Raw genomic sequence first — 23,720 nt, 5'->3', positions numbered from 1 at the left:
GACTTTGTATAAACCACGAAACTAAAAGAGATTAACCAATTACTTTCGGGACAACGAAATACCCATACTCAGTCTTGACATGCGACTGTATTTCATCGCAGTGAGACCCTTCTTCAAAGCTGAATGTAAAAAGCTTCTCTTTTGTTGTTCTTGTTTTAGGATCATACTTTCTCTGCTTTGCCATTTTTGAAATCCCCTTTTCCCAATCAAGGAGACTTTCTATTTGTGGTGAGAATTCCCTTAAATCGTCTTCTGAAAGAACAATTCCAGCAAGAGCTGCGCTCCTAAGAAGAATGTGATCCCGCATAAATTAGAGATTTGCCTCAGAAAGAACTTCGTGAATTCTAACATTGCTTTGCAAGAAAAGGCAATCTCCATGATGGATGACCTTCATTTGTAGTGCAGTATATTCCGTGTTACGGGTGATCTTTTTATTTTACCATAAAGAAAAAAACATGGGCTTTGTTTTTACAACCAAAAATAAACAAAAGTTGTGTTACAATGACGTAGTCCGGTTTGCAGCCATCAGAGTAACATGCAAAAAAACACATATCCACAATTTGTCGCAGCTATAGCCTCGTGTTTTGAGGATGGGGCGTCCGAAAGTTTTGTATCATTTGTGGAACAGTTTTATGCGACGCTACCGACGGAAAAATACAGGGAAGTAGAACTATTTTCTGAGATTGCAAATGAAGCTTATGATTTTTTAAAGGAGCGTTCAGAGGATCAAAGGAAAATAGGGATCATTACTTTGCCGAAAGTATGTGGTATTTTGCATAAGGAGCGGGTAGCAATATTAATCTTAAATCCTGATAGTCCGTTTTTAGTCGACTCTTTTACCGAAGAAATTAAGGCGAATGGTTTTACCATATATAGACGATTGAACGTTGTTTTATCAGTCGAAAGAAACCAAGACGGAAAATTGACAAAAATATACAAGAACGAAAGTCCTAGCAGCTGTAAGAATGAGTCTTTCATTTACTTTCTTATCAGTTCTGCAGTGCCTGAAAAGATCTCCGAGCTACAGAAAAGGCTCAAAGATGTAAGTAGGCTTGTTGCAATTGTGGTTGCTGACTGGAAAAAAATGCTTACTGTTTTGGAAAATGAGATTCAAAGAATTGATTCTTCTGATCCTGCTAAGCAGAAAAATCCAAGCTGTTCACTTAGTGATGAAGTTACTGTGTTCCTTAAATGGTTGAATGACGATAATTTCATCTTCTTAGGCTACGACGAGTATACTCTGGTGGGTAAAAAGCTTGAAAAAGAGCCTACCCTTTCTCTTGGTATTTCAAAATTTGAAAAAGAGCTTGGTGGTGATGATAAGTTTAGAGAGTATAAAGGCGTTCTCCATATTGGTAGATCCAGGTATGTTTCTCGTGTCCATAGGCGTGTCAATGCCGATTGTGTGAGAATAAAGTGTCTCTCAGAAACTGGAGAAGTAATCGGAGAAAAGAGATTTCTTGGTTTGTTTACGTCTCTAGCGCACTACAGAGATGTAAGGCTGATACCTATCTTGCGTAGGAAAATAGAGAACATTGAAAGAATGTCAGGTTTTGTAAAGGGTGGACATAATCATAAGTCCCTCCTAGCACTAATGCAGGGCATGTCAAAAGGCGAGCTGTTTCAGACCTCAAGTGAGGAGCTCTACAAAGTCTGCAAAGGTATGATCTCTTTAGCTGTTAAGCCAAGTCTGAAGGTTTTTCTTAGAAGGGACAAAGTCGGGATGTTTGTTTATTGTGTGGTTTTTGTTCCAAATGCACAGTTTAGTATGAAACTGCGCTATAAGATCAGAGATTTCCTTGTACAGACGCTGAATGGTACTCTTGCGGATGAATATGTTGTTATCGGAGAGTCTGGTCTTGTTAGGCTGCAATTTGTGTTTAATGTTGACTCTTTTACTTCCTTATGTACGGATGAGGAAATAGAAGGGAACCTTATCTTCATGGCAAAAGACTGGGAAGATGAGCTCGGTCAATTGATAACAGATTCCACAGCTAAAAAAGAAGAGAAACTAAAATATAAGGAGTACGTTGGGAAATTTCCAGAAAGTTATAAGGAATCTTTTGATATTATCTCAGCTTACGGGGATATTGGAAAAATACGCAATGTTGTTCAAAAGAGGCTTATAGAAGTCAAACTCTACGAAGAAGGAAAACAGCGTTACTTAAAAATATATTTTCTTGAAGGGAAATTAGAACTCTACCAGCTGATATTAGTTATAGAAAATATGGCAATGGAAGTGGTAGAGCACAATTGCTACAAGATCAAATGCGCACCTACGGTGATGATACACCATTTTCTCCTTAAAAGTGGAGAAGAGATGCTTTTTCCTCTTTCTCAAATAAAAAACAAGTTTGAGGATTCGCTCCTGAGGATTCTTAATAAGCAGCTAGAAAATGATGCTTACAATGCTTTGATAGTTTTGGCGGGTTTATCTTGGCGTGAAGTTGTTTTATTACGCGCCTTTGCTGGATACTTGAAGCAGGTATCTTTTAAGTATAATCCTGCGTATATACAGGCCGCGCTGTCACATGTTCCGGAAGCTGCAGTATTGATTGTCCAGATGTTTCATGTGCGTTTTTCACAGGAAGTAGACGACACTGTAAGAAGTGAAAAAACTGAGATACTGAAGGCAAAGCTTGAGGAGCTTTTATCGTCTGTGAGCAACCTTATTTATGACAATATCATTAGAGGCCTTGCAGGGCTCTGTTTCGCGATATTGCGGACAAATTATTACATGAACAAGGAGTATATTTCAATTAAGGTCTCCTCTAAGGAAGTTGCTGACATGCCTCTTCCTAAACCTTTTGTAGAGGTTTTTGTTTACCATAGTCAATTTGAAGCAATACACCTGAGAGGTGGGAAGGTTGCACGTGGTGGCATCAGATGGTCTGATAGAATTCAAGATTTTCGTGTTGAGATTCTCGGGCTTATGAAGGCCCAGATGGCAAAAAACACTGCTATTATACCGGTTGGTTCAAAGGGCGGCTTCATTATCAAGGAAAGCATAGAAGATAGGAAGCTTATGGCTGAGACGGCAATTCGCTGTTATCAGGATTTTTTGAGGGGTCTACTTGATCTTACAGACAATATCGTTGATGGAAAGTGTCAAAAAGTAAAAGATATTGTCGCTTACGATGGGGATGACTGCTATCTTGTGGTTGCTGCAGATAAGGGGACAGCCAATTTTTCAAATTACGCAAACGAAGTTTCCTCAGAGTATAGTTTTTGGCTCGGTGATGCGTTTGCGTCGGGTGGTTCACATGGATATGATCACAAAAAATTGGGAATTACTGCTCTTGGCGCATGGATCTCTCTTGAGATGGCTTTTTGGGAGAAGTTTGGTGAGTTGAAGAAAAAGGGATTCACAGTTGTTGGTATAGGCGATATGTCTGGTGACGTATTTGGAAACGGGATGCTACTCTCAGATGAACTAAAGCTCATTGCTGCATTTAACCATGTGCACATTTTTGTAGATCCAAATCCAGTTAATCTAAAAGAGTCATTTGAGGAAAGAAAACGGCTTTTCAATATGCCCGGATCAACTTGGAGAGATTATAATCCTTCTCTTATTTCCAATGGTGGGGGTGTTTTTTTACGTAGTGAAAAATCCATACGGATCAGTAGCGAAATGAAAGAGCTCTTCAAGATATGCGAGGATATCCTTACTCCTGATGAGTTGATCAGATATATTCTTCAAGCAGATGTGGATGTTATTTGGAATGGTGGAATAGGAACATATGTTAAATCTTCTCAGGAAAGTAATGATGTAGTTGGAGATAAGTCCAACGACAATTTAAGGGTCAATGGGAAAAATATTAGAGCGTCGATCTTTATTGAAGGTGGAAACCTAGGTTGCACTCAGCTCGGTAGAATAGAATATGCCGCGAAGGGCGGTGTCATAAATACCGACTTTATAGATAACTGTGCTGGTGTATCGTGTTCCGATATGGAGGTTAATATCAAAATTGCTCTGTCCAGCGCTGTAAGATCAGGAAAGATTACACTCGGAGAACGGGATACTCTACTGGCAGCAATAGAACCAGAAGTAGTCAAATTGATACTTTTGAATATAAACATGGTTCAGTCCCTTATGATGTCTATGGAGACAATGAGAGCCGGTAGACAACTTGAGCAGTACCAAAGTTTACTGAACAAGCTAGTTAAAGTGGGTCTTTTAGACAGGAAGGTAGAGTTTTTACCCTCTGATGAGGAAATAAAGCGCCTTTTCGCAGAAGGTAGAAGTTTTGAGCGACCTCAACTGGCTGTTTTGGCAGCTTACAGCAAGATGTACATTTATGAAAAAATCATAACTTCTAATCTACCGGATGAGGAAATTTTGAACCGCTACCTTATAAATTATTTTCCAACTCTGATACGGGAAAGATTCATGGATGAGATCTTAAATCATCCACTTAGACGTGAGATCGTTGCAACTAAGCTTGCTAATGACATTGTCAACAGATTTGGATGTACGTTTGTGCAAAATGCAGTACAAAACACTGGTTTCTCGTCTAAAGAGGTAATCTGCGTGCTCGTTGCGGTTATGGAAATATATGAGCTCTCCCCTATTTTTGATGAGCTGGAGAATCTCATAGGGAAAGTGGATATCCATTCTTTTTATAGCATTGATTCGATTTTCGTGCAGTTTTTAAACCGTTCGGTGCACTGGTTGCTCAGAAATTATCCTAATCCAATAAGCGTCGTTTCAGTTGTAGAAGATTTCTCTGAGGAAATTAGAGGAATAACTATGAAATTAGTAGAAATCCTTGACACCGCTTCCCTTAAAAAATATCAAGATTCACTTTCTTCATTTGAAGCTATTGGCCTGCCAGCTAAACTGAGCGCTAAATTAGCAAGCTTGGAATTTGTTTCAGCTGCTTTGGGAATTGCACAGACCTGTAAGATCATTCTTGAAAATGATGGCCACAACGTAGATTGTTTGACTGTTGGACGGATTTATTTTAATGTAGGTGCGGCTTTGTCTCTTTCCTCTTTAAGGGAAATGGCATGTGAAAAATTCGAGAATGGCTCTTACTGGCAAAGAATGTCCGTGTATTGTCTACTAGATGAACTCTGTAAAGAACAGTTTGCGTTTACTCGTGAAATTGCAAGGTATGTCACCGAGGATATTGATTATACTGGAGCAATTGAAAAGTGGAGTAGTAAGTATTTTGCAAAACTTGAACGCTATCAGTCGTTTTATAACGATGTTGCGTCTTCTGGAGAACTTGACATGAATAAGTTCATGGTGCTTGTAAAGCGTTTACGCTCAATGCTGTTGAAGGAGTATTAGCATTATGTTTGGAGTGGGTTTTTTTGAGCTCCTTGTTATTTTCGGAATAGCAGTCTTTTTCCTAGATAAGGCATCTATAAGAGAAATTTTTGGAACCCTCAGAAGTCTACATGAGCGCTTTGAACTGCTAAAAAAGGAGTGGTTGGATTACCTCCATCGACCTATTAAGTCTAAATTCATTACTGGAGATGATAAGCAGATATACGAGGCTTATGAATTTTCCTCAGATGTACAAGTAGAAGAGAAAGATGCAAAGAAAACTGAAGAAAATGGCCAGTGAATAATAGTGCAGTGGTGTATATCGTTTTGTTACCTAAATATGAGCCTGGAAAACAATGACAGCATTAATTCTAGTTGTGGATGATATTCCGAGCAATATTAAGATATTAGAGATTAAGTTGACAGCAAAGTACTATCAAGTGATTACTGCTTCTTCGGGGATTGCTGCGATAGAGCTTGCTAAGCAGCACCAGCCAGATGTAATCTTGCTGGATGTAATGATGCCGGAAATGGATGGATTTGAAACGTGTAGACGCTTGAAAAGTGACTATGCCACTATGCATATTCCAGTGATTATTGTTACCGCGCTCAATGATATTGAAAACAAAGTGGAAGGTCTAAATAGTGGAGCTGATGATTTTCTTGTTAAACCAGCAAAAGACTTTACTCTCTTCATAAGAATAAAGTCTCTATTACGGTTCAAAACTGTTCTGGATGAGGTACGTCTCAGAATAAGCACTAAGTCTCAAATTACCAGCGGTACGGAAAGTAAAATTATAAATTATGTGGAAGATATCTCATCTGGAGTGATTGCAATAGTTAATCAACAGTATTCTGAATCCAAAGAGCTAGAGGAAATACTTAAGTCAACATTTCCGCACGTACTTTATCTTACTGAAAAAGAAGCAGAATATGCGTCTTTTGACGTCCTGATAGTAAATATCAGTCTCTCTAAGGATCTGCTTAGACTTTGTTCTGCGATCAAAAGCCACCTCAAGACAAGGTCCATACCGATTATGGCTATAGTTGATGATGAAGACGATGAAAGTTTAATCACTGAGATAACGGAACTTGGAATAAATGATTATATATGCGTTCCGATTAATAAAAGCGAGTTCATTGCTAGAGTAACTACGCAGGTCAAGCGGAAAAAATACCAAGATATAATCGAAAAAAATGTGGAAGACAGTCTTAAGATGGCCGTCATAGACCCGCTCACATCGTTGTACAACAGATACTATTTTGAAAAGTACATGGATGAGCTTTTAGCGACCTTAACGAAGTCACAAAATAAGACCTTTTCCCTAATGATGATAGATATTGATTACTTTAAAAAAATCAATGATGTTTGTGGACATCTTTCTGGTGACCTTGTTTTAAAACAACTTGCTGCATGTTTGAAAGGTTGTCTCAGGCTTAATGACTTGGTGGCTAAATTTGGAGGAGAGGAAATAGTTGTTGTTCTTGTCGATGTCGGGCTTGAGGATGCTTTTGATACCGCTGAACGAATTAGAAAAACTGTTGAGAAAACAGAATTCAGCACTATCAATGATGAAGTGAAAGTTCCGTTGACTGTTAGTATAGGAGTGTCCGAATATCAACCTCAGGATACTACGAAAACCTTAATAGGTAGAGCTGATGCAAACCTCTACATCGCAAAGGAGAAGGGTAGAAATCGGGTGGTAATGTCTGATCATTGTCACTAGTGAATCTGTTTTATATCCCATCAATGCCTCTGAATAGCTAGATTTTCTTGACATTAAAGTGGTGCTTTAGTCTCCGAGTGTTTGCGTACATAAAAATAGGTCTTTAGTTGTACGATCAATCCATGTGGCACAATACCGAATACTTATGCGTGTTCTAGTGATCTATCTATGGCGTAGTTTCGGACATCAGAGTTGTATTTCATCAATGTTAACACATAATCATTTTTCCATTGTGCATAAGTAAAAGGTAAAACAAGATTTTACAGTTCTACTTTCTTTTATAGTAAATCGAAAATCGAAGTCAGTAGAAATTTTTCCTTATATTTTAGAGCAAGTTACCTTTGATTATTCTTCTCAGGGTTGTGCCGGTCTACGTTTGTATCTTCTAATATATCGTTTACTTCGGAATCGGAATAATCGCCCTCAGAAGGATTGAACGCCTCCATTGCGAGTGCTAAACGATCTATCTCTAACCGACGTCTCTCTCTGGCTCTTCTCCGACATACAAGACATACAAGATATAGAAAGCCAAGAAGTAGAAAGCACACCACACCTCCAGCAATAATACCAAACGCAAGACCTGCGGTGCTTGCACTGGAAGGCGCAACTGCACTCGATGTGCTTTCTCTTGGAGGGTTGGCAGTACTCGATAGTAGTCCAACATTTGTTGTGGGATAAAAAGTAGGATTTGTGCTATGTGTTACAGCTGGAGAGACTGTCTTTGCAGCTCGCGTTGCTCTTTTTTTGGTGCTATGGTGTCCTTTGGTGGTTGAATTAGGCTTAGTATGAGGAGTGGTGTTTTTTCTCCTCACTGAGGGGGAGGTAGCTGTTTCTACAGTAGTTGCAGATGTCGATGTTACTGCTCTGTTTGTACTGGTGGCTCTGTTACCTGAATTGTTCCCTGTCGCCTGAGATGTGGTTACTAGTTTAGTGCCTACACTAGTTTGACTGCCTGTCGGCTCTGTCGTCGTAACTGATGCTTGGGATGTATAGATCTTTTCTGTGATGGTAGCACTATTACTTTTCTCACATTGATTTCCAATAACCTCGAAGCTAGCCTTTGTGACGCTACCTCCGTTCCCTGTTACAAATACATTAAACTTGCTTACAGTACTACCAGCACCATATTCTGGATCTACACTCAGGCTTGTACTATCACCTGTATAGCTCGCAATCTTGGTTGAGGTGGTACTAATGCTATCACCGTTGGACTTCAAATAATATACTTCTCCTTTTAGAGAAGTTACTACTGCGCAAACTCTGCTATCTTTACACGCATTGAGAAGAATTTTGTCTACTTTCTCTCCACTTAATCCACCAGTGGGTGTGAATGGGGACATAGTAATACTATTTCCTGTAGAACCACCTGTTTTTAAACCAGTGCCATCCTTTGCAAGTACTACAATGCGCTGCCCTCCTCCCTCTGTTGCAGAAATCGCTGCTACGTTCTTATCCAAGCCATTTATTATCTTTGGGGCGACAGAAGTTATAATGGCACCTGTGTCGCTATTGACAGAAAGGACCTGAACTTTTGTGCTGCCAGATTCATTATATACTGCACAGACTTTTTCACGGTTTACTGGACCACAACCATTGATACTTAATAGCTGTCCTGGGTGCGTATACCCAGGACCCTGCTCTGTCAATGAACCTTGCCCACTATTATATGAATAAACTACGCTCTTATACTTTCCACCAATACTTTTAAATGACAGTACAACTTGAGCTGTATTACTTTTGGAGAGTGGATCAAGTCTTGGTGTAAAATTTGAACAATCAACCCCACTTACACTTACACTAGCTTTTTTACCATATGAGTTTTCGATTTCTAAGGTTAATTCATTTCCTTTTTGTGATAACTGATACTTACAGCCCCCATGTATAAGATAACTTATGAGTCGATTCTCTTGTCCTTGCATGACTAAAAGCAGTATTTATTATTAATTTATTAGTAAATTATAGCAATAAATACGATGGTTTTTGTAAATATAAAATAATTTATTTTTAGTAAAGTTTTTAATCAAAAATTGGGAGAAATTTCTACTTGAAAAGAAAAATACTCGTTAAATGAGAGTATTAACTTGTAGGAATTCTGAAACTTTCCCTTATTGACAGATTCAGAACTTTTTGAACTCTAGGTCAGACAGCGTAAAAGATACTGCAGGGATAAAGTCGCTAAGTTGGATAGTAAAAAGCACCTAACTTGATGTTCACGAAGAACCCAATAAGTTGTGGTAGCATATGAGTGTGCTACCGATCGCATAAAACTTGAAGAACTGGCACAGAATTCATTCTAGAAGCATAATGTTTCTGTAATACCAATTAAAACTTGCTGTCCTATATTTGCAGTCTGAATATGGATCACCACCATGACATCAGCTAGACTTAATTGTTACAAAGAACTTGTCATACTACCCCATAGGGGCGTCTACCCTATTCCAAATTTATTTTCTTGATAGCAGTAGGTGCTAACTTTTCATGAGAAAGTTCAATACAGCTGCCCTCACATATTGGGAATTCCTTACTTGTGTAAGTACTGTACTCCTGGAGTCATCAAGGACAGCATTGGAAATCTCACAATTTCTATGAATGGGTCCTGGATGCATTATGAGCACGTCGGTACCTAAGTCTTTCAGAATATTTTCATCAAGATGAAAATTAGCCGTAGCACCAGCTAAAACTTTTTGTCCCATACGTTCGGTCTGGGTACGCAGCATTATTATCACATCAGCAGATTTAGCCGCTGCAGGAAAGTTATCATAGTAAACAATCTCTTCTACTTGGATTGTGGGCATAAAACTTAACGGCCCAGAAATTGCAACAGTTGCTCCAAGTCTTTGAAGTATAGGTATGGTAGAGTGAGCAACCCTACTCCTTATGATATCTCCGCAGACAAGTATATTTAAACCCTCTATCTTTTCCTTGAGTAGGAGTATGGTAAATGCATCTATCAATCCCTGTGTTGGATGTTCGTTTGTCCCATCACCTGCATTAATAATGCAACAATCAATATATTTTTCTAAAATGTGAAGAACACCACTTTGGCTGTATCGTATGATGAATGCATCCGGTGAAAGAGCATTTAAGGAAGTAAAAAAATCCACCAAGTGCTCACCCTTTTTTAGTGCGACAGTTGACACATTCACTTTTTCAACTAGGCAACCGAGCTTGCTAGCAGCAAGCGAAAAAGAAGTTTCGGTGCGCGTCGAGCTCTCAAAAAAAACCGAGAAAACCACTTTTCCAAGCAGGTCATTCTTAATTCCATTCTTTAGATAGAAAGCAGCCAGATCGAAGATCTCATAAATTTCATCAACCGTAATATCCTTATTACTCAGTAGACTTCTCATACAAAAGCAGCTTCTCTATTTTCTTTAAGTTCAAAGTTGCACGAGCGTTAAAATACCATAATAGCAGTGTCAACACAAAGGATGCTAGAAACATCAACAACAAAGGCGTAAGCATGGATGGATGGATTGATATACCACCACTTCTTATAAAACTGGATTTCTGATGTAATGTTGCCCAAAAATACACTGAGAGTTTGATGATCGGGATATTTGCCAAACCAACTAAGTTAAGTATAGCGGCCAATTTGATGTTAAATTCCTTGTAGTCCCAGAGTATGTAGTAACCCAAATATAAAAAGAAGAGAACTAACATTGATGTTAATCTAGCATCCCATACCCAAAATGCTCCCCATATTGGTTTTCCCCAGAGACCTCCTGTAATCAGACAGATTAAGGAAAAAACCATGCCGATTGGTGCCAATGCATATGCAATTACACCAAGCCTTGGTAGAGAAAAGGATAAATAGAGTAAATTCAGTAGCCCAATGACGCAGTACAGGCCTACACCGAGCCAAGCAGCGGGAACGTGAATGTACATGATTCGTACCAAGTTACCGTGTAATTGGTCAATAGGAGACGAAAATACAAAATAAAAAGCGAATGAATATAAAACGCATAAAGCGAACATCAAGCTAAAAATACACTTTTTTGATATACTGGTGTCGAGGAAGTTTTTTTTCATCGTATAGAGAAATTGTTACATTAAATAGTGAATACAACCGCTTGATGCCTAATGAAACTAAACATCGGTGCTGATTAAGATCAAAATAAGAATTACTATGTTTCTGCTTGAAGTTGATAATTTACATCTATTTTAATAAATAATTGTGAATAATTGTACAAAAAAGATTGTGCACAATTTTAAATTGTGATACATCCACGGTATATTTTTTTGATTGAGCAGCAGACATGACAAAAATCGCTGACCAGATGACAAATGTAATGGCATACAAAATAAGGAAGCGGATGGAAGAAATCGGCATCAATGCAAGAGAACTCGCTGAGAGAGCAGGGGTCGGAAAGTCATTCGTATACGACATATTGAATGGTAAGTCAAAAAATCCTACTTCAAAAAAGCTTAATTCCATTTCAAGGGAATTAGGTATTTCGATTTCCTATCTCATAAATGTATCCCCAGACTCAATAGATTACGAGAATTATCTACCCGTGCATAGCCTAGACAATCAGCTTGGTGTTAGTTTTCTCTTTAACAGGACCTTTTGCGAGGAACATATAAGCGAAACAAGTAAACTATACTCCTGCACTATGTATGACGATAGTATGTTGCCAAGCATAATGCCGAATGAGATCCTGATAATAAAAAAATTTATTCAGGGCGATAGAATGAAGTCCGGGGTCTTTCTTATACGCGATAAGTTCAACAGTATAGTACGAAGCGTTGAACATATTTTTGGAAGCCAAGACGTTAAGATAACCCCGGATAATGAGAAATACTCAACCTATATCAAACACTTTGATGAAATTGACATAATAGGCAAAGTAATCTTTACACTCAGGAGATTGTAACACTTTAGGTTTCTTATAGAACAGTCTGACTGCTCTGTAAGAAACAAAATTTATGAGTAGTATGCTGAGGTTATTTTTTTTCTTCGTTGCAATTTTGTACACATCTTGTTTGTACTTTTACCTCACCGCCGCAGTTTATATGACATAATCTGTGGTCATAACTGCAAGAATCCTGGCACCTCTCATATCTTGCCTTTTCTTCTGCCATTTTTTTGTACATTTCTATTTCACTGCGGCTGCGCTCGAAAAATTCATCCGAGGAGCTGGATTTTTCCTTTTTTTCTTCTCTTCCTATATTTATTAGGACATTTGCTGTCTGTACAGCATTACTCTTACTATTATTACAAGAATTTTGACACGTTTGTTTCATACGCAGACACTCGTTTGCGCATTCCCTTCCACTTTGATTTTTTGGAGGAATAAAACTATACGATGTCCTATATACCGGACCAAAAATCGTGCAGCTAGATAGCGTAATTCCAACTACAAGATGGGTAATGAATCTATTGATGTTAAAGTTTCTCATACTCATTTATATCCTCCTGTTTCACCAGAAAATGTTGCAGATATTACTTAAATTTGGATATAGGAAAACGCTGCAAAGTAGAAAAAAAGAAAGTTGATACACATGTATTATTGTGTCATGCAACTTGTCTTGTGCTAGAATCCTGTTCGGGCTGTTTACAGTTGGAATACACATGTCGAATTACGATTTTAAGAAAATAGAGCAATTTTCTCAATCATTGTGGGATTTTTCCAGTTGTGACTTCCAGAGAAAAAAGTACTATGTTCTGAGTATGTTTCCCTACCCGTCTGGAAAACTACATATTGGACATCTGAGAAACTATGTTATTGGAGACGTCTTAGCTCGTTATAAGAGGAGCCAGGGATACAATGTCTTACACCCTATTGGTTGGGATGCGTTTGGTCTACCCGCTGAAAAAGCAGCAATAAATAGCAATATTCACCCAAGGATATGGACAGAAAAAAATATCGCAAAGATGCGAACCTCTCTCAAGAGCATAGGTCTGTCGTATGATTGGAGCAGAGAACTTTCAACCTGTTCTCCCAAATATTATGAGCACGAACAAAAATTTTTTTTGGCCTTTCTAAAAGCTGGTTTAGCATACAGAAAAAATTCCGAAGTAAATTGGGATCCTATCGACAAAACAGTACTTGCAAACGAACAGGTCATTGATGGGCGTGGTTGGAGATCGGGTGCGGTTGTCGTGAAGAGAAAGATTCCGCAGTGGTTCCTTAAAATTAGCGACTTTTCTGAAGAACTCCTGAAGGGATTAGAGTCACTTACTGGCTGGCCAGAGAAGGTTAAAACTATGCAAACAAATTGGATAGGAAAATCTGAAGGGGCAGTGATAAAATTTTCTATAAGCGGATATGAGGAAAGATTTATTGAGGTATTCACTACTAGACCCGAGACGATCTTTGGAGCGTCATTTTGTGCTATTTCAGTGAATCACCCTTTGGTTAATGAATTAAATTTATTGAGTAATGCAGAGAGAGAAATACTGCGCATACAAACTACCTGTGAGTCAGATCATTACGATGACAACAAAAACTTTTCTGGGACGACAAATCTTGAGAAAGTTCATGAGCAAAAGCTTGGCATTCTAACAAAAATAAAAGTGAAGCATCCCTTTTCCGGCGATGAGCTTCCTTTATACGTAGCAAATTTTGTATTTGCAGAATACGGTTCGGGGGCAATATTCGGTTGCCCAGCTCATGATACACGAGATTTTGCATTCGCACAGCAATACAATTTACCGTGTTTAAGAGTCATCTCAGCAAAATGCACAAATACTGCACTACCCTACTGTTTGGAAGAAGGAGTAATGTGTAATTCAAATTTCCTAGATGGAATGCAGGTGATAGAGGCACGAAAATTTATAATTGAAAAAATTTCTTCGATTGGTATTGGTGAGGCAAAGAACTCATATAGATTGCGAGACTGGGGAATATCAAGGCAGCGATATTGGGGCTGTCCAATTCCGGTTGTGTACTGTGAAAAGTGTTCGATGCAACCGGTAAAAGTTGAAGATCTACCTGTCACCCTTCCCGAAGAAGTAGAGTTTACAGTACAGGGTAATCCACTAGAACACCATCCAACATGGAAATACACAAATTGTCCAAAATGTGGCGGTCCTGCAGTTAGGGACACAGATACTTTTGATACATTTTTCGAATCTTCTTGGTATTTTGCGGCTTTTTGCAGTAAAGAAGGAGGAATAGTTAAGGAATCTTGCAAGCGTTTTCTTCCTGTCGATATGTACATCGGCGGAATAGAACATGCAATATTGCATTTACTTTATGCTAGGTTCTTTACGCGCGCCTTAAACAAATGTGGATACATCGATATAGTGGAACCTTTTCGTAATCTACTCACACAAGGTATGGTTTGTCATGAGACTTACCAGAACTCTTCCGGTGAATATTTGTATCCTGAAGAAGCAAAATCACTGCTGGAAAAAGGTGAAAAAGTTCTGGTTGGCAAAATCGAGAAAATGAGTAAATCCAAAAAAAATGTTGTAGATCTTGAAGAAATCGTCTCAAAATATGGCGCTGATGCAGCAAGGTTCTTTATTCTTTCTGATAATCCTCCAGAAAACAGTTTTGGATGGTCAGACAGGGGCATAAATGCGTCGTTTAAGTTTTTGCAAAGAATAAAAAATCTTGTAGAAAGATATCTTTCCAGTAAAAACAGTGGTGAGGTTCAAACAGGCCAGAACGTTAAAATCCAGATTAACAAGATTATCTGCGATATGACGAAGTACATGGACGAAATAAAATTAAATTGCGCAGTTGCAAAGATTCACGAGTTGGTCAACTTGCTGAGCGCGTCCGGAGCATTATCTAAAGAAACGATTCACGTACTTTTAAGGATACTCGAGCCATTTGCACCACACTTAGCTGAATATTTAGCTTCAAAGCTTGAAAACAATGTCATTCTATATGGTTCCCCGTGGGTTGCTTATAACGAAGTACTCACTCAAAGCGATGCGGTCACATTAATGGTGCGGAAGAATGGAAAATTCGTACAATTGTTAGAAGTAAAAAAGGATTCTTCTGAAGAAGAGATAATTTCCCAAGCAAAAAGATTGATCAAGAATGCCGTAGTTGATAAAGTTATATATGTTCCTGGTAAGATGGTTAATTTCCTTTGCAGCAGTCCTGGTTAACCGAATGTTTAGAACGTTAAATTTAAGATACTTTGTTGGTATATTCTGCTGTGCGGAATTACAGTTGGGTTTCACTATGGTGGTTTATTAGTTATGGCTTCGCCCTTAATGCGCAAAGCAGTTGCTGTCTGGTTAGTAGATAAGACAGCTCTGACTTTTGAACAAATTGCACAAGCTTGTGGTTTGCACGTTTTAGAAGTAGAGGGTATCGCGGATGGCACCGTCGCACACGGTCTCATAGGATGCGATCCTCGTATTACAGGAGAAGTGGAGCAAGCCGATATAGAGGCTTGTGAGAACGATCCCACAAGGAAGTTGTGCATTAAATCTATTGTTGATAGGAGAAAAAGAAAAGGCAGGGCATATACCCCTGTTGTTAAACGTAGGGTTAAGTCGGATGCGGCTCTGTGGCTTATCGATAAGTATCCTGAATTGAGTGATGCACAGATAGTATCCCTCATAGGGACTACTGCGAAAATTGTAAAGTCTATTAGGGATAGGACTTATTGGAATTATGAAAACCTAAAACCTCGTGATCCGATTTTGTTCAATCTCTACTCACAGGAGGACTTGGATGAAGCCTTACTAAAAGTAAAGATTTCAGAACAAAGTGAACAGCGCCTTCGTGAAATCGAGGAAAACATCGAAGATTCCGTGTAGTGTGATCACTTTTTTCTCCTTGCACGATTGTGGTTTGTTCGCAGAGCTTTTTTCGAATGGTGTCGTGGGTAGGTGAGTTGTTTGTCTCTTGAGTTTCTTGAACAGTCAAGCTTGGTTGGCTTGGCTGCTTTATCTTGTTAAAATATTAACATATTGTGAGTCCTAGTGGTTTTAATGTATGGAACAATATGTTGGTAATGAAGTGCAGCTTGCGCTGGAGGAGTCCCTTACTCGTATAGTTGGTTTTTATGAAGATGGGTTTGTGGCTCCTCTGTATATGATACAAACGGTTGAGCCTGGTGAGCAGTGTCATATGATCTTTCGGACTTCAAATGGAAACGAAATAGTAATAGAGCTAACTGAGGAAGAACTGGAAGAAATTGCTCGCAACGGCGGTAAGTGCTCTACTAAGATCTACAGTATTTTTTAGGATGATAGCAAAGCTGTTGCTGAAATCGCTTTACTCGGTTAGAATGTTATTCCATTGTCGATCAGAAGAGTCTTAGCTCATGAAAAAAAACATTCATCCGGCAGTGTACGATGTTATCCTTGAATTTACCAATGGAATGAAACTCAAGGTAAAGTCAACCACGGGAAGAAAAGGAGAGGTTATTGTTCACAATGCTGGCGACTGGCCTCCTGAAACTCACCCGGCCTGGACGAAATCCGCCTCTACAAGCATTAAGTCCACTAGTAAAGTCAACAAATTCAAAGAGAAGTTTGGAGAGGACTTCATCTAATTTACTCGAGGATGAACAAGAATTTGTCATACGATAGCTGTCTTGCTTTTGCTGGTGGTGAGTGCTTTTTTGGATTTTCGTATGGTAAAAGGGATGTCGCAGTTGGTGAAGTATGTTTCACTACCGGGATGACAGGTTACCAGCATACCATCACCGATCCCTCTTTTTCCGGTCAAATCATCCTTTTTGCTTTTCCCCATATTGGAAATGTTGCTATTAATTCCTGCGATAACGAGTCTTCCCGTATTTTTGCTAGGGGACTGGTTTTTCGAGAAGGGCCACAGGATTTTTTGCATCATTTGAGGATGAGGAGCTTTTCTAGCTGGCTAGAAGATAATAATGTTACAGCAATATATGGAGTTGACACACGTGCGATTACTCGGTTGGTTCGCCTAAAGGGCAATCAGGGCGGTATCATTTTTCCTGTTAATGACATCAGTATAGATGAAGCTATCTTGCTTCTTAGGGAAACTGAGGATATGAATGGAAATGAGTTAGCTACGTCTGCAAGTGGAAATGCACGATGCTCACCTTGCTGTGTTGGTGATAAGAGAAAAAAAGTCTGTGTAGTCGACTTCGGCATAAAGGATGGTATCGTCAGAAATCTGGAAAAATATTTTACAGTTGTGGTAGTAGATGGAAAAAAAGGGTTTTCATCTGCTTTGGAGTCAGAGGACTTTGCTGGCATCGTCCTCTCGAATGGTCCAGGTGATCCGTCTGCGACATACTTACAATTGTGTGAGGATTTTTCAAGAGTTCTTACCTCTAATTTACCAGTCTTGGGGATCTGTCTAGGACATCAGTTACTGCTTCTTGCATTTGGATGCAAAACAAAAAAGATGCTTGTAGGACATAGAGGAACTAACCACCCCGTTATCAATCTTGAGACACAAAGGGTAGAAATCACAAGTCAAAATCATGGTTTTGTATTAGATGAATCGACATTAAATAGTAAAGATATTATTGTTACACACAGATCCCTGTTCGATGGTTCTGTAGAGGGGATCAAGATAAAAGACAGGAAAATCTTTTCCGTTCAATATCATCCTGAAGGTTCACCAGGACCGCATGACTCTCACTACATCTTTAGTAAATTTTTTAATGAAATTAGTTCTCAATAGAATTGCTCTACATACCGGATTAGGAATCCGTTCTTGGGAAAGGGTTGTAAAAAGAATAGTTTTGATTAACATTACTCTCCATTCAGATAAGCTACTTGATTACAGAGTGATTCTTGAACGCCTTGTCTTGTCCGTTGCTGATGTGCATTTTGAGTATGTTGAGGACTTAGCAGAGACTCTTGCTACAGCACTAATTAATTGTTTTGCTCCAGTTAAATTATCACTTGAAGTAAAAAAACCGTCTTTTTTTAAACTGCTTGAGTCTGCCTCTGTGCAGGTGGAATATGATAGTGAAACCGATTCTTAAGAGGCAGCACGTTCAATGGAAGCAAAGAAGGAAATTCAAGAGCTTTACGAGAAGCTCCTACGACACAATAAGAAGTACTATCAAGATGATAGTCCAGAGATAACAGATGCTGAATATGACTCGATTAAGGACCGTTACCTTAAGCTTCTGGAAGCAAATCCGAGTCTAGGCTTTCCGGTAGTTGTTGGCTACCCTGCTTCTGAGAAGTTTCAAAAAGTCAAACACCTGTCTCCTATGCTTTCATTACGCAACATCTTCTCGGAAGAAGAACTGGTAGAGTATATCGAAAAAACAAAAAGATTCCTTAATCTGAAAAGTGCACTTGAATTCCTGTGTGAACCCAAAATAGATGGTGTGTCATTTTCTGCACGTTATGTCAACGGAAAACTAGTCTCTTGTGCAACAAGAGGAGATGGGAAAATAGGAGAAAACATTATTGATAACATGAAAGTTATCAATGGTTTCCCCATAGAAATTATGGATGTACCAGATCTTTTGGAAGTACGTGGAGAAGTTTTCCTTGACCATGATACTTTTCAAACTCTTGAAGGCTTTTCAAATCCTCGGAATGCTGCTGCGGGGTCGCTTAGGCAACTTAATCCTGAAATAACAAATGAACGCAATCTGCAATACTTCGCTTATAGCGCGAGCAAAATCGATGGAATAGAACATCAAGAAGATGTGTTACACTTTCTCAGTGGGCGTGGTTTTATGACAAATCCGTTGAGACTAGCTTCGTCAAAAGTTCCTGAAATCATGAGCTTTTACGATTCTGTTTATCGTAGACGCTCGCAAATCAAGTACGATATAGATGGGCTGGTCTACAAGGTGAATGATCTCAAGTTACATGCGAGGCTGGGTACACTATCAGATGCACCTAGATGGGCCATAGCGCATAAATTTCCCTCACATCGAGCAAAGACTATACTTGAAAAAATTAAGCTCAGCGTTGGGCGTACAGGTATCATCACGCCAGTTGCTCACTTAAAACCAATTACCATAGGCGGAGTCGTTATATCAAGGGCGAGCTTATATAACGAAGACGAACTAGAGAGAAAAGATATCCGCGAAGGAGATCTGGTAATAGTAGAAAGAGCTGGAGATGTAATTCCAAAAGTGCTTGAAGTAGACATCTCGTATAGAACTAATCAGGAGAGGTTTATCTTTCCTGATAAATGTCCATCCTGTTCTTCTACACTGATAAGAAAAAATAACGAAGCGGCGACTCGATGCAATAATAGCAAAAAATGCCCCGAACAGGTAATACAACAAATAAAACATCTTGTCTCAGCGCAAGCGTTCGATATAGATGGTATTGGGACATCACACATCTCTTTTTTTATTGAGAAGGGATTTATTTCAGAACCAGCAGATATTTTTCGCTTAGATAAGCACAGAGATGAGATCAAAAAATATGATGGTTGGGGAGAGAAATCAGTAGAGAATATTCTTAAAAATATTAAAAACTCTCGGAAAATAAGTTTGGAAAAATTTATTTTTAGCCTTGGAATAAAAAATATAGGCGAAAAGACTGCTTACATGCTTGCACAACAGTTCAAAAGTTTTGCCAACTGGTTTGACAAAATGTCCATGCTCAAAGACGATACTCAAACTGAGGATGAAATTAGGAATCTCGATGGTATGGGAAGTTGTATCTGTGAATCTTTACTGGATTTTTTCAGTGATTCAGATAATTGCAATATGGTAAAAAGTTTATCCAATCACGTCATGATTACTGATCACACTGTTAATATAGGTGGCTCACTTAGCGGGAAAAAATTCGTTTTTACAGGCACGCTTCTCTCAATTACTAGAGAAGAAGCAAAAGAGATCATAAAAAAAGCCGGTGGTATAGTTGTGAACAGTATTTCTAAGCAAATCGACTACGTTGTAGCTGGAGAAAAAGCGGGCTCAAAACTTGCAAAAGCCAATGAGCTTGGTATTGCAATCATAGAAGAAAAAACCCTCATAGAATTCACAAATGGGAACAACACACCTGCTCTTAAGAAAGAGACAAGCTCCAACTAATAATGGATAAAGCGATTTTTTCACCGTACAGTCACTACAAACTTCCTAGAATAGTATTGAATCTCTCAGAGTTATCGTTGGCAAAAGACTCGACTGATTCATCGTGAATTTTTATTTCGTTAGTTTTTCTTAATTTAATAAACTTCAAAGGATGATTGAAATTCAAATTACTGCAACAACTCAGTGCATCACCACCGGCAACTTTATTGGATCTAAACCAGATAATCTGATCGAATAAATCCCCAGTTATAAACGATGAAAATAGTTTGCCTCCACATTCTACCAACACGCTATTAATACCCATCGTCCCAAGTTGCTGCAAGACGTCCTCCAGATCCAACATCTCCCCGTTTAGATTAGCTTCAAAATTAAAGAAATTTTTATGTTTGAATATATTTCTTTTACCGAATGACCAGACAATTCCGTCATTGAAGATTTTAAAATTAGGAGAAGAAATCTCACCTCGAGTATCAAGTACCACTTTAATCGACTCTTTTTTCACACCTGGTAACCTACAGCTAAGCTGTGGATCATCATGTTTAAGAGTTGAATAGCTAATCATAACAGATGAAGACATACGTCTCAGCATGTGCGCTGTTCTCCTCATAGCAGGACTCGTAATCCAAGCGCTCTTGCCATTAAAACAAGCAATTTTTCCATCAAGGGTAGTTGCAGTCTTAAGGATAACAAATGGTTTCCCAAGAACTTGACGGTAAAAATACCCTATGTTGCTAACACAGCACTCCCTTTTTAAAATTCCAGTAGTAACTACAATTCCGCTTTCCTGAAGCTTTTGTATGCCTTTACCATTAACCCTAGTATCTGGGTCCCTAGTTCCGATGAAGACGTTCTTTATACCGGATTCAATAATTAAATCTGTGCAAGGTGCCGTTCTCCCGTGGTGTGCACATGGCTCGAGTGTGGTGTACAAGTCGGCGCCTCTTGCCTTGATACCGGCAACTTTTAGAGCAACCGCTTCCGCATGTGGGGAACCATTAATCCCAGTTACACCTTTTCCAACTACCTCGTCATCTTTTACGATAATACATCCAACAGAGGGATTATCAGCGGTAAAACCTTGTCCAAAAAGCGAAGCATTTACTGCCGCTTCCATGTAATATACAATACGGCCGTGCATTTTGGAAAAACTCATGTAAATACGGGAATGACAGCAACAAAACTATCATCTATCTCTTTGCAGAACAACGATTTTTAGTATTTTATTTGTTAGCTTTAATTGTGAAAAAGAGTTTTTCTGTTAATCCCCTTTAATTTTATCCTCTGGTTCCGAATATGGCTTCTTACCGTCTCCCTAAAATTGTCGTTTGTTTTCTTTTGATGATTTTATGTTTTCTTGGCGGTTTTGTTATAAAACTCAACTCTCATAAAGAAAAATACCTTGATGAAATAAGCCATCTACTTGGTGGAAATATTGAAGTTCATGGTGATATATCCATTAATTTTTTAAATCTGGGGTTGAGAATTACATCCTTAAATTTTCTTCAGCATGTGTCCGGATCCCGGTATATGCTTGAAGAACTTGATATAGAGTTCGAACCAACTTCATTCATTTTTGGCAAGCCTCGGGTTTCAAAAATTGTGCTTAAAAATGGAAAAGTTACGTTAAGCAACACAAATGAATTCCCCGTGCTGAAATTTCACGACTTACACTTTCAAAATGTAGAGCTGCTTGTTCCCGATTATTCAATTAACACTTACATAAAAAATGGGAAGTTTTCTGCTTCAGAGAGAGAAGTCCTCTTTTCTGGTGAAGTTGGTAGATCTGATAAAATGCATTACAACATTCTCTTACGCTTGGAAAAAGAGAAAAACCAATCACTTGTGAAGCTCTCAAGCAAGAAAGATAAACTAGAGATATTGCTTTCAGAAAAAGAAAACCACATTTCGGGCAGCGGGAACGATTTGCTTAAAATCTTCTCTACATTTACAGATATTGCCTATAACCCAAAGGAAGATAGCAGCTTTCTCATTAGTAGTCACTATGAACAGAGCAAAAATAACTATTTGATAACGATTGATTCGGACTTAGTGAAGTCAGTGGTCAATGTCTCGAAAAATAACGAAAAAAATAAAGTTGAGATCAATAGTAGTTATATCGACCTAAGCCGTGTAACAAATAGCTCACCTGAAGGGATTCTTTTAGCATTTTTAAATATCCAGAGAGGCTTTCTTGGTAGAGGAGAATTAAAATTTGTTGCGCACGAAATTAAGTTTAGGGAAGCCGGAACTGCAAAGGTTCAATTTGATTTCAGTGATGAAGGCAAGTTCTCATATATTGATAATTTTTCTTCTCAATCGAAAAATTGGACATTCACTGCAAAAGGTGTTGTCGAGAGAAATTTGAAGGAGCATCCTATACTACGTGGAGAGGGGAACTGTACTGGTACAGTTCCCGAATGGATCACCGGTACACCTCTATTGGAAAGGCATGTGGATATTACAAATTTAATAGGAAAGCGGTTCAACTTTTCAGTTAATTTTATTTTTGGCCCAGACATGTTCCTCATTGATCGTGGTAAATTTCTCACAGATGAAATAGAGGTTGACGGAATAATTCAGTACAATCGACTCCTAAAGAAAGTAAGGACTGATTTCAAAGCTAGCTCGCTAGAGCTAAAAGACTCCATTAAAGAAAATATTCGTGCATTCCTTGATCACTTTAGTGAACTGGATACAACGCTCAGGTTCGAGCTAAAAAATACAAAGATTGGAAAGAATGAAATCTCTCATATTGATTTTGTTCACCACACAAAGAATAGAAATAGCGCTTCATATATATCTGTAGATTCAGATAAAATGGGCTTTACAGGCAGAGTGAGATTTGCTCAGGATGCAAATATTCTAGAAATAGATCTCGATGGAAACAAATTCGATAGAAGCATAATTGAGTTCCCAAGCCTGTTTAACGTTCTAAAAGAAAACAACAAAGATTTTAAAATACAATGGAACGAAGATTCTTTCCCTTATATTCCTAATAATCTAAGTAGTAAGTTTAATCTCAAGTGTAATAATATTTTTGGTATCAATAATGAAGAGCCCTCTTTGAACCTTGCAATTTCAGCAGAGACAAAAAATGGAATACTCAAATTAACTAAGTTCTCTGTCAAAAAAGAAGATTTACTCTTTGAAATGGTTGCAAATCTCGGTTTTACCCAAGGACAAAATAGCATCATCGCATCGATAGCGGCCATTAACCTAGATCTCGAAGAACTTTTTAAAAAATATTTCAAAGTCGATTATGTCTCTGGCAAAGTAAATATCCGGGGTGAACTTTCTTCTAAAGGTTTTAGTATTGCTCAAATAGTCAAAAATCTGAACGGCAAAATCACTTTTAATGCTCCTAGTATTTCCCTAGAAGGAGGTGATGTAGATGGTCTTCCAGAGAAACTAGTTGGAATAAATTCAATAAAAGAATTGGATGAGGTTATCAGAGTTGGTTTCTTTGAGAAGGCTACCCCCCTCTTTCAAATCGATGGTTCAGGAAACATTGCCGGTGGTGTTGTAGGTGCGTCACTTAATTTTATAACCCAGGCGACTAGTGGTGTTTTTTCATCGCATTTCAGTCTTGTTGATATGAAAAGCTCATCTGTTGCACGTGTATTCTTTAATCTTAACGACAGTCCAATCGCCGTTGACATCAATGTTGAAGGTAGCCTGTGGAAACCAAGAATCTTCTTTGATAGTAAAACGATATTCGAGACTCTCAGGGAAACAAAAGCAAATTACACATGAAGGTATCCGAAAAATACTTATCAGTACTCCTAGGAGTGTGT

The 23,720-nt window shown here is 38.5% G+C and carries 18 protein-coding genes; 12 read left to right on the top strand and 6 right to left on the bottom strand.

The annotated features are described in order from the left end of the window. Nucleotides 1-31: 31 nt before the first annotated feature. Entirely contained in the window at nt 32-307 is a 276-nt protein-coding gene (locus tag NSE_RS02100; RefSeq protein WP_011451906.1) for a glutamyl-tRNA amidotransferase subunit C, read from the bottom strand. Between the two features lie 228 nt (nt 308-535). Here NSE_RS02100 and NSE_RS02095 point away from each other — a divergent pair, with 228 nt between their 5' ends. From NSE_RS02095 to NSE_RS02085, 3 genes are read left to right on the top strand one after another with little or no spacing between them, the layout of a single operon-like run. Next, a complete protein-coding gene (locus NSE_RS02095; protein ID WP_011451904.1) occupies nt 536-5,296 on the top strand; it encodes an NAD-glutamate dehydrogenase in 4,761 nt (1,586 codons plus the stop codon). Nucleotides 5,297-5,300: 4 nt separating this feature from the next. Continuing rightward, the gene (locus NSE_RS02090; RefSeq protein WP_011451903.1) at nt 5,301-5,576 is read left to right on the top strand and encodes a hypothetical protein; all 276 of its coding nucleotides are present in this window, start codon (nt 5,301-5,303) and stop codon (nt 5,574-5,576) included. Between the two features lie 55 nt (nt 5,577-5,631). After that, on the top strand, nt 5,632-7,002 hold the full coding sequence (locus NSE_RS02085; protein WP_011451902.1) for a PleD family two-component system response regulator: 1,371 nt from the start codon (nt 5,632-5,634) through the stop codon (nt 7,000-7,002). A gap of 335 nt (nt 7,003-7,337) precedes the next feature. Here NSE_RS02085 and NSE_RS02080 read toward each other — a convergent pair whose 3' ends face one another. From NSE_RS02080 to ccmC, 3 genes are all read right to left on the bottom strand, one after another. Then, a complete protein-coding gene (locus NSE_RS02080) occupies nt 7,338-8,921 on the bottom strand; it encodes a hypothetical protein (protein WP_011451901.1) in 1,584 nt (527 codons plus the stop codon). Nucleotides 8,922-9,470: 549 nt separating this feature from the next. Next, nucleotides 9,471-10,349, bottom strand: a complete 879-nt coding sequence (locus NSE_RS02075) for an aspartate carbamoyltransferase catalytic subunit (protein ID WP_011451900.1) — start codon at nt 10,347-10,349, stop codon at nt 9,471-9,473. Then, complete coding sequence (ccmC, locus tag NSE_RS02070; RefSeq protein WP_011451899.1) at nt 10,330-11,031, bottom strand: heme ABC transporter permease CcmC; 702 nt, start codon at nt 11,029-11,031, stop codon at nt 10,330-10,332. Before ccmC ends, NSE_RS02075 begins: the two co-directional genes overlap by 20 nt. 227 nt (nt 11,032-11,258) lie before the next feature. Between ccmC and NSE_RS02065 the strand changes: the two genes are divergently transcribed. Continuing rightward, the gene (locus NSE_RS02065; RefSeq protein ID WP_041917504.1) at nt 11,259-11,876 is read left to right on the top strand and encodes a helix-turn-helix domain-containing protein; all 618 of its coding nucleotides are present in this window, start codon (nt 11,259-11,261) and stop codon (nt 11,874-11,876) included. A 70-nt stretch (nt 11,877-11,946) separates the two neighbouring features. Here the strand turns inward: NSE_RS02065 and NSE_RS04100 are convergent, their stop codons facing one another. Continuing rightward, on the bottom strand, nt 11,947-12,246 hold the full coding sequence (locus tag NSE_RS04100) for a hypothetical protein (RefSeq protein ID WP_157858671.1): 300 nt from the start codon (nt 12,244-12,246) through the stop codon (nt 11,947-11,949). Nucleotides 12,247-12,574: 328 nt separating this feature from the next. On the opposite strand from NSE_RS04100, the gene leuS reads away from it, so the two are divergent. The 7 genes from leuS (at nt 12,575) to ligA (ending at nt 19,926) form a co-directional block, all read left to right on the top strand. After that, nucleotides 12,575-15,070: a leucine--tRNA ligase gene (gene leuS, locus NSE_RS02055; protein ID WP_041917503.1), complete on the top strand. Its 2,496-nt coding sequence runs from the start codon at nt 12,575-12,577 to the stop codon at nt 15,068-15,070. A gap of 93 nt (nt 15,071-15,163) precedes the next feature. Continuing rightward, nucleotides 15,164-15,730, top strand: coding sequence for a DUF1013 domain-containing protein (locus NSE_RS02050; RefSeq protein ID WP_157858670.1), 567 nt, complete (start codon nt 15,164-15,166; stop codon nt 15,728-15,730). A 178-nt stretch (nt 15,731-15,908) separates the two neighbouring features. After that, the gene (locus NSE_RS02045) at nt 15,909-16,160 is read left to right on the top strand and encodes a hypothetical protein (RefSeq protein WP_011451894.1); all 252 of its coding nucleotides are present in this window, start codon (nt 15,909-15,911) and stop codon (nt 16,158-16,160) included. Between the two features lie 79 nt (nt 16,161-16,239). Then, on the top strand, nt 16,240-16,470 hold the full coding sequence (gene rpmE / locus NSE_RS02040; RefSeq protein ID WP_011451893.1) for a 50S ribosomal protein L31: 231 nt from the start codon (nt 16,240-16,242) through the stop codon (nt 16,468-16,470). An 11-nt stretch (nt 16,471-16,481) separates the two neighbouring features. Continuing rightward, nucleotides 16,482-17,591, top strand: a complete 1,110-nt coding sequence (carA, locus tag NSE_RS02035; protein ID WP_049821603.1) for a glutamine-hydrolyzing carbamoyl-phosphate synthase small subunit — start codon at nt 16,482-16,484, stop codon at nt 17,589-17,591. Next, on the top strand, nt 17,572-17,898 hold the full coding sequence (locus NSE_RS02030; protein WP_011451891.1) for a dihydroneopterin aldolase: 327 nt from the start codon (nt 17,572-17,574) through the stop codon (nt 17,896-17,898). Before carA ends, NSE_RS02030 begins: the two co-directional genes overlap by 20 nt. Before the next feature lie 15 nt (nt 17,899-17,913). Beyond that, a complete protein-coding gene (gene ligA / locus NSE_RS02025) occupies nt 17,914-19,926 on the top strand; it encodes an NAD-dependent DNA ligase LigA (protein WP_011451890.1) in 2,013 nt (670 codons plus the stop codon). A gap of 34 nt (nt 19,927-19,960) precedes the next feature. Here the strand turns inward: ligA and ribD are convergent, their stop codons facing one another. Then, nucleotides 19,961-21,079, bottom strand: a complete 1,119-nt coding sequence (ribD, locus tag NSE_RS02020; protein ID WP_011451889.1) for a bifunctional diaminohydroxyphosphoribosylaminopyrimidine deaminase/5-amino-6-(5-phosphoribosylamino)uracil reductase RibD — start codon at nt 21,077-21,079, stop codon at nt 19,961-19,963. A gap of 140 nt (nt 21,080-21,219) precedes the next feature. On the opposite strand from ribD, the gene NSE_RS02015 reads away from it, so the two are divergent. Next, nucleotides 21,220-23,679 (top strand): AsmA-like C-terminal region-containing protein, encoded by a 2,460-nt coding sequence (locus NSE_RS02015; protein ID WP_011451888.1) that lies wholly within the window; start codon nt 21,220-21,222, stop codon nt 23,677-23,679. Nucleotides 23,680-23,720 lie beyond the last annotated feature (41 nt).

Source organism: Neorickettsia sennetsu str. Miyayama (assembly GCF_000013165.1).
GTDB lineage: Bacteria > Pseudomonadota > Alphaproteobacteria > Rickettsiales > Anaplasmataceae > Neorickettsia > Neorickettsia sennetsu.
Note: the sequence above shows the minus strand (reverse complement) of the source record. Positions and strands in the feature narration are given on the sequence as shown.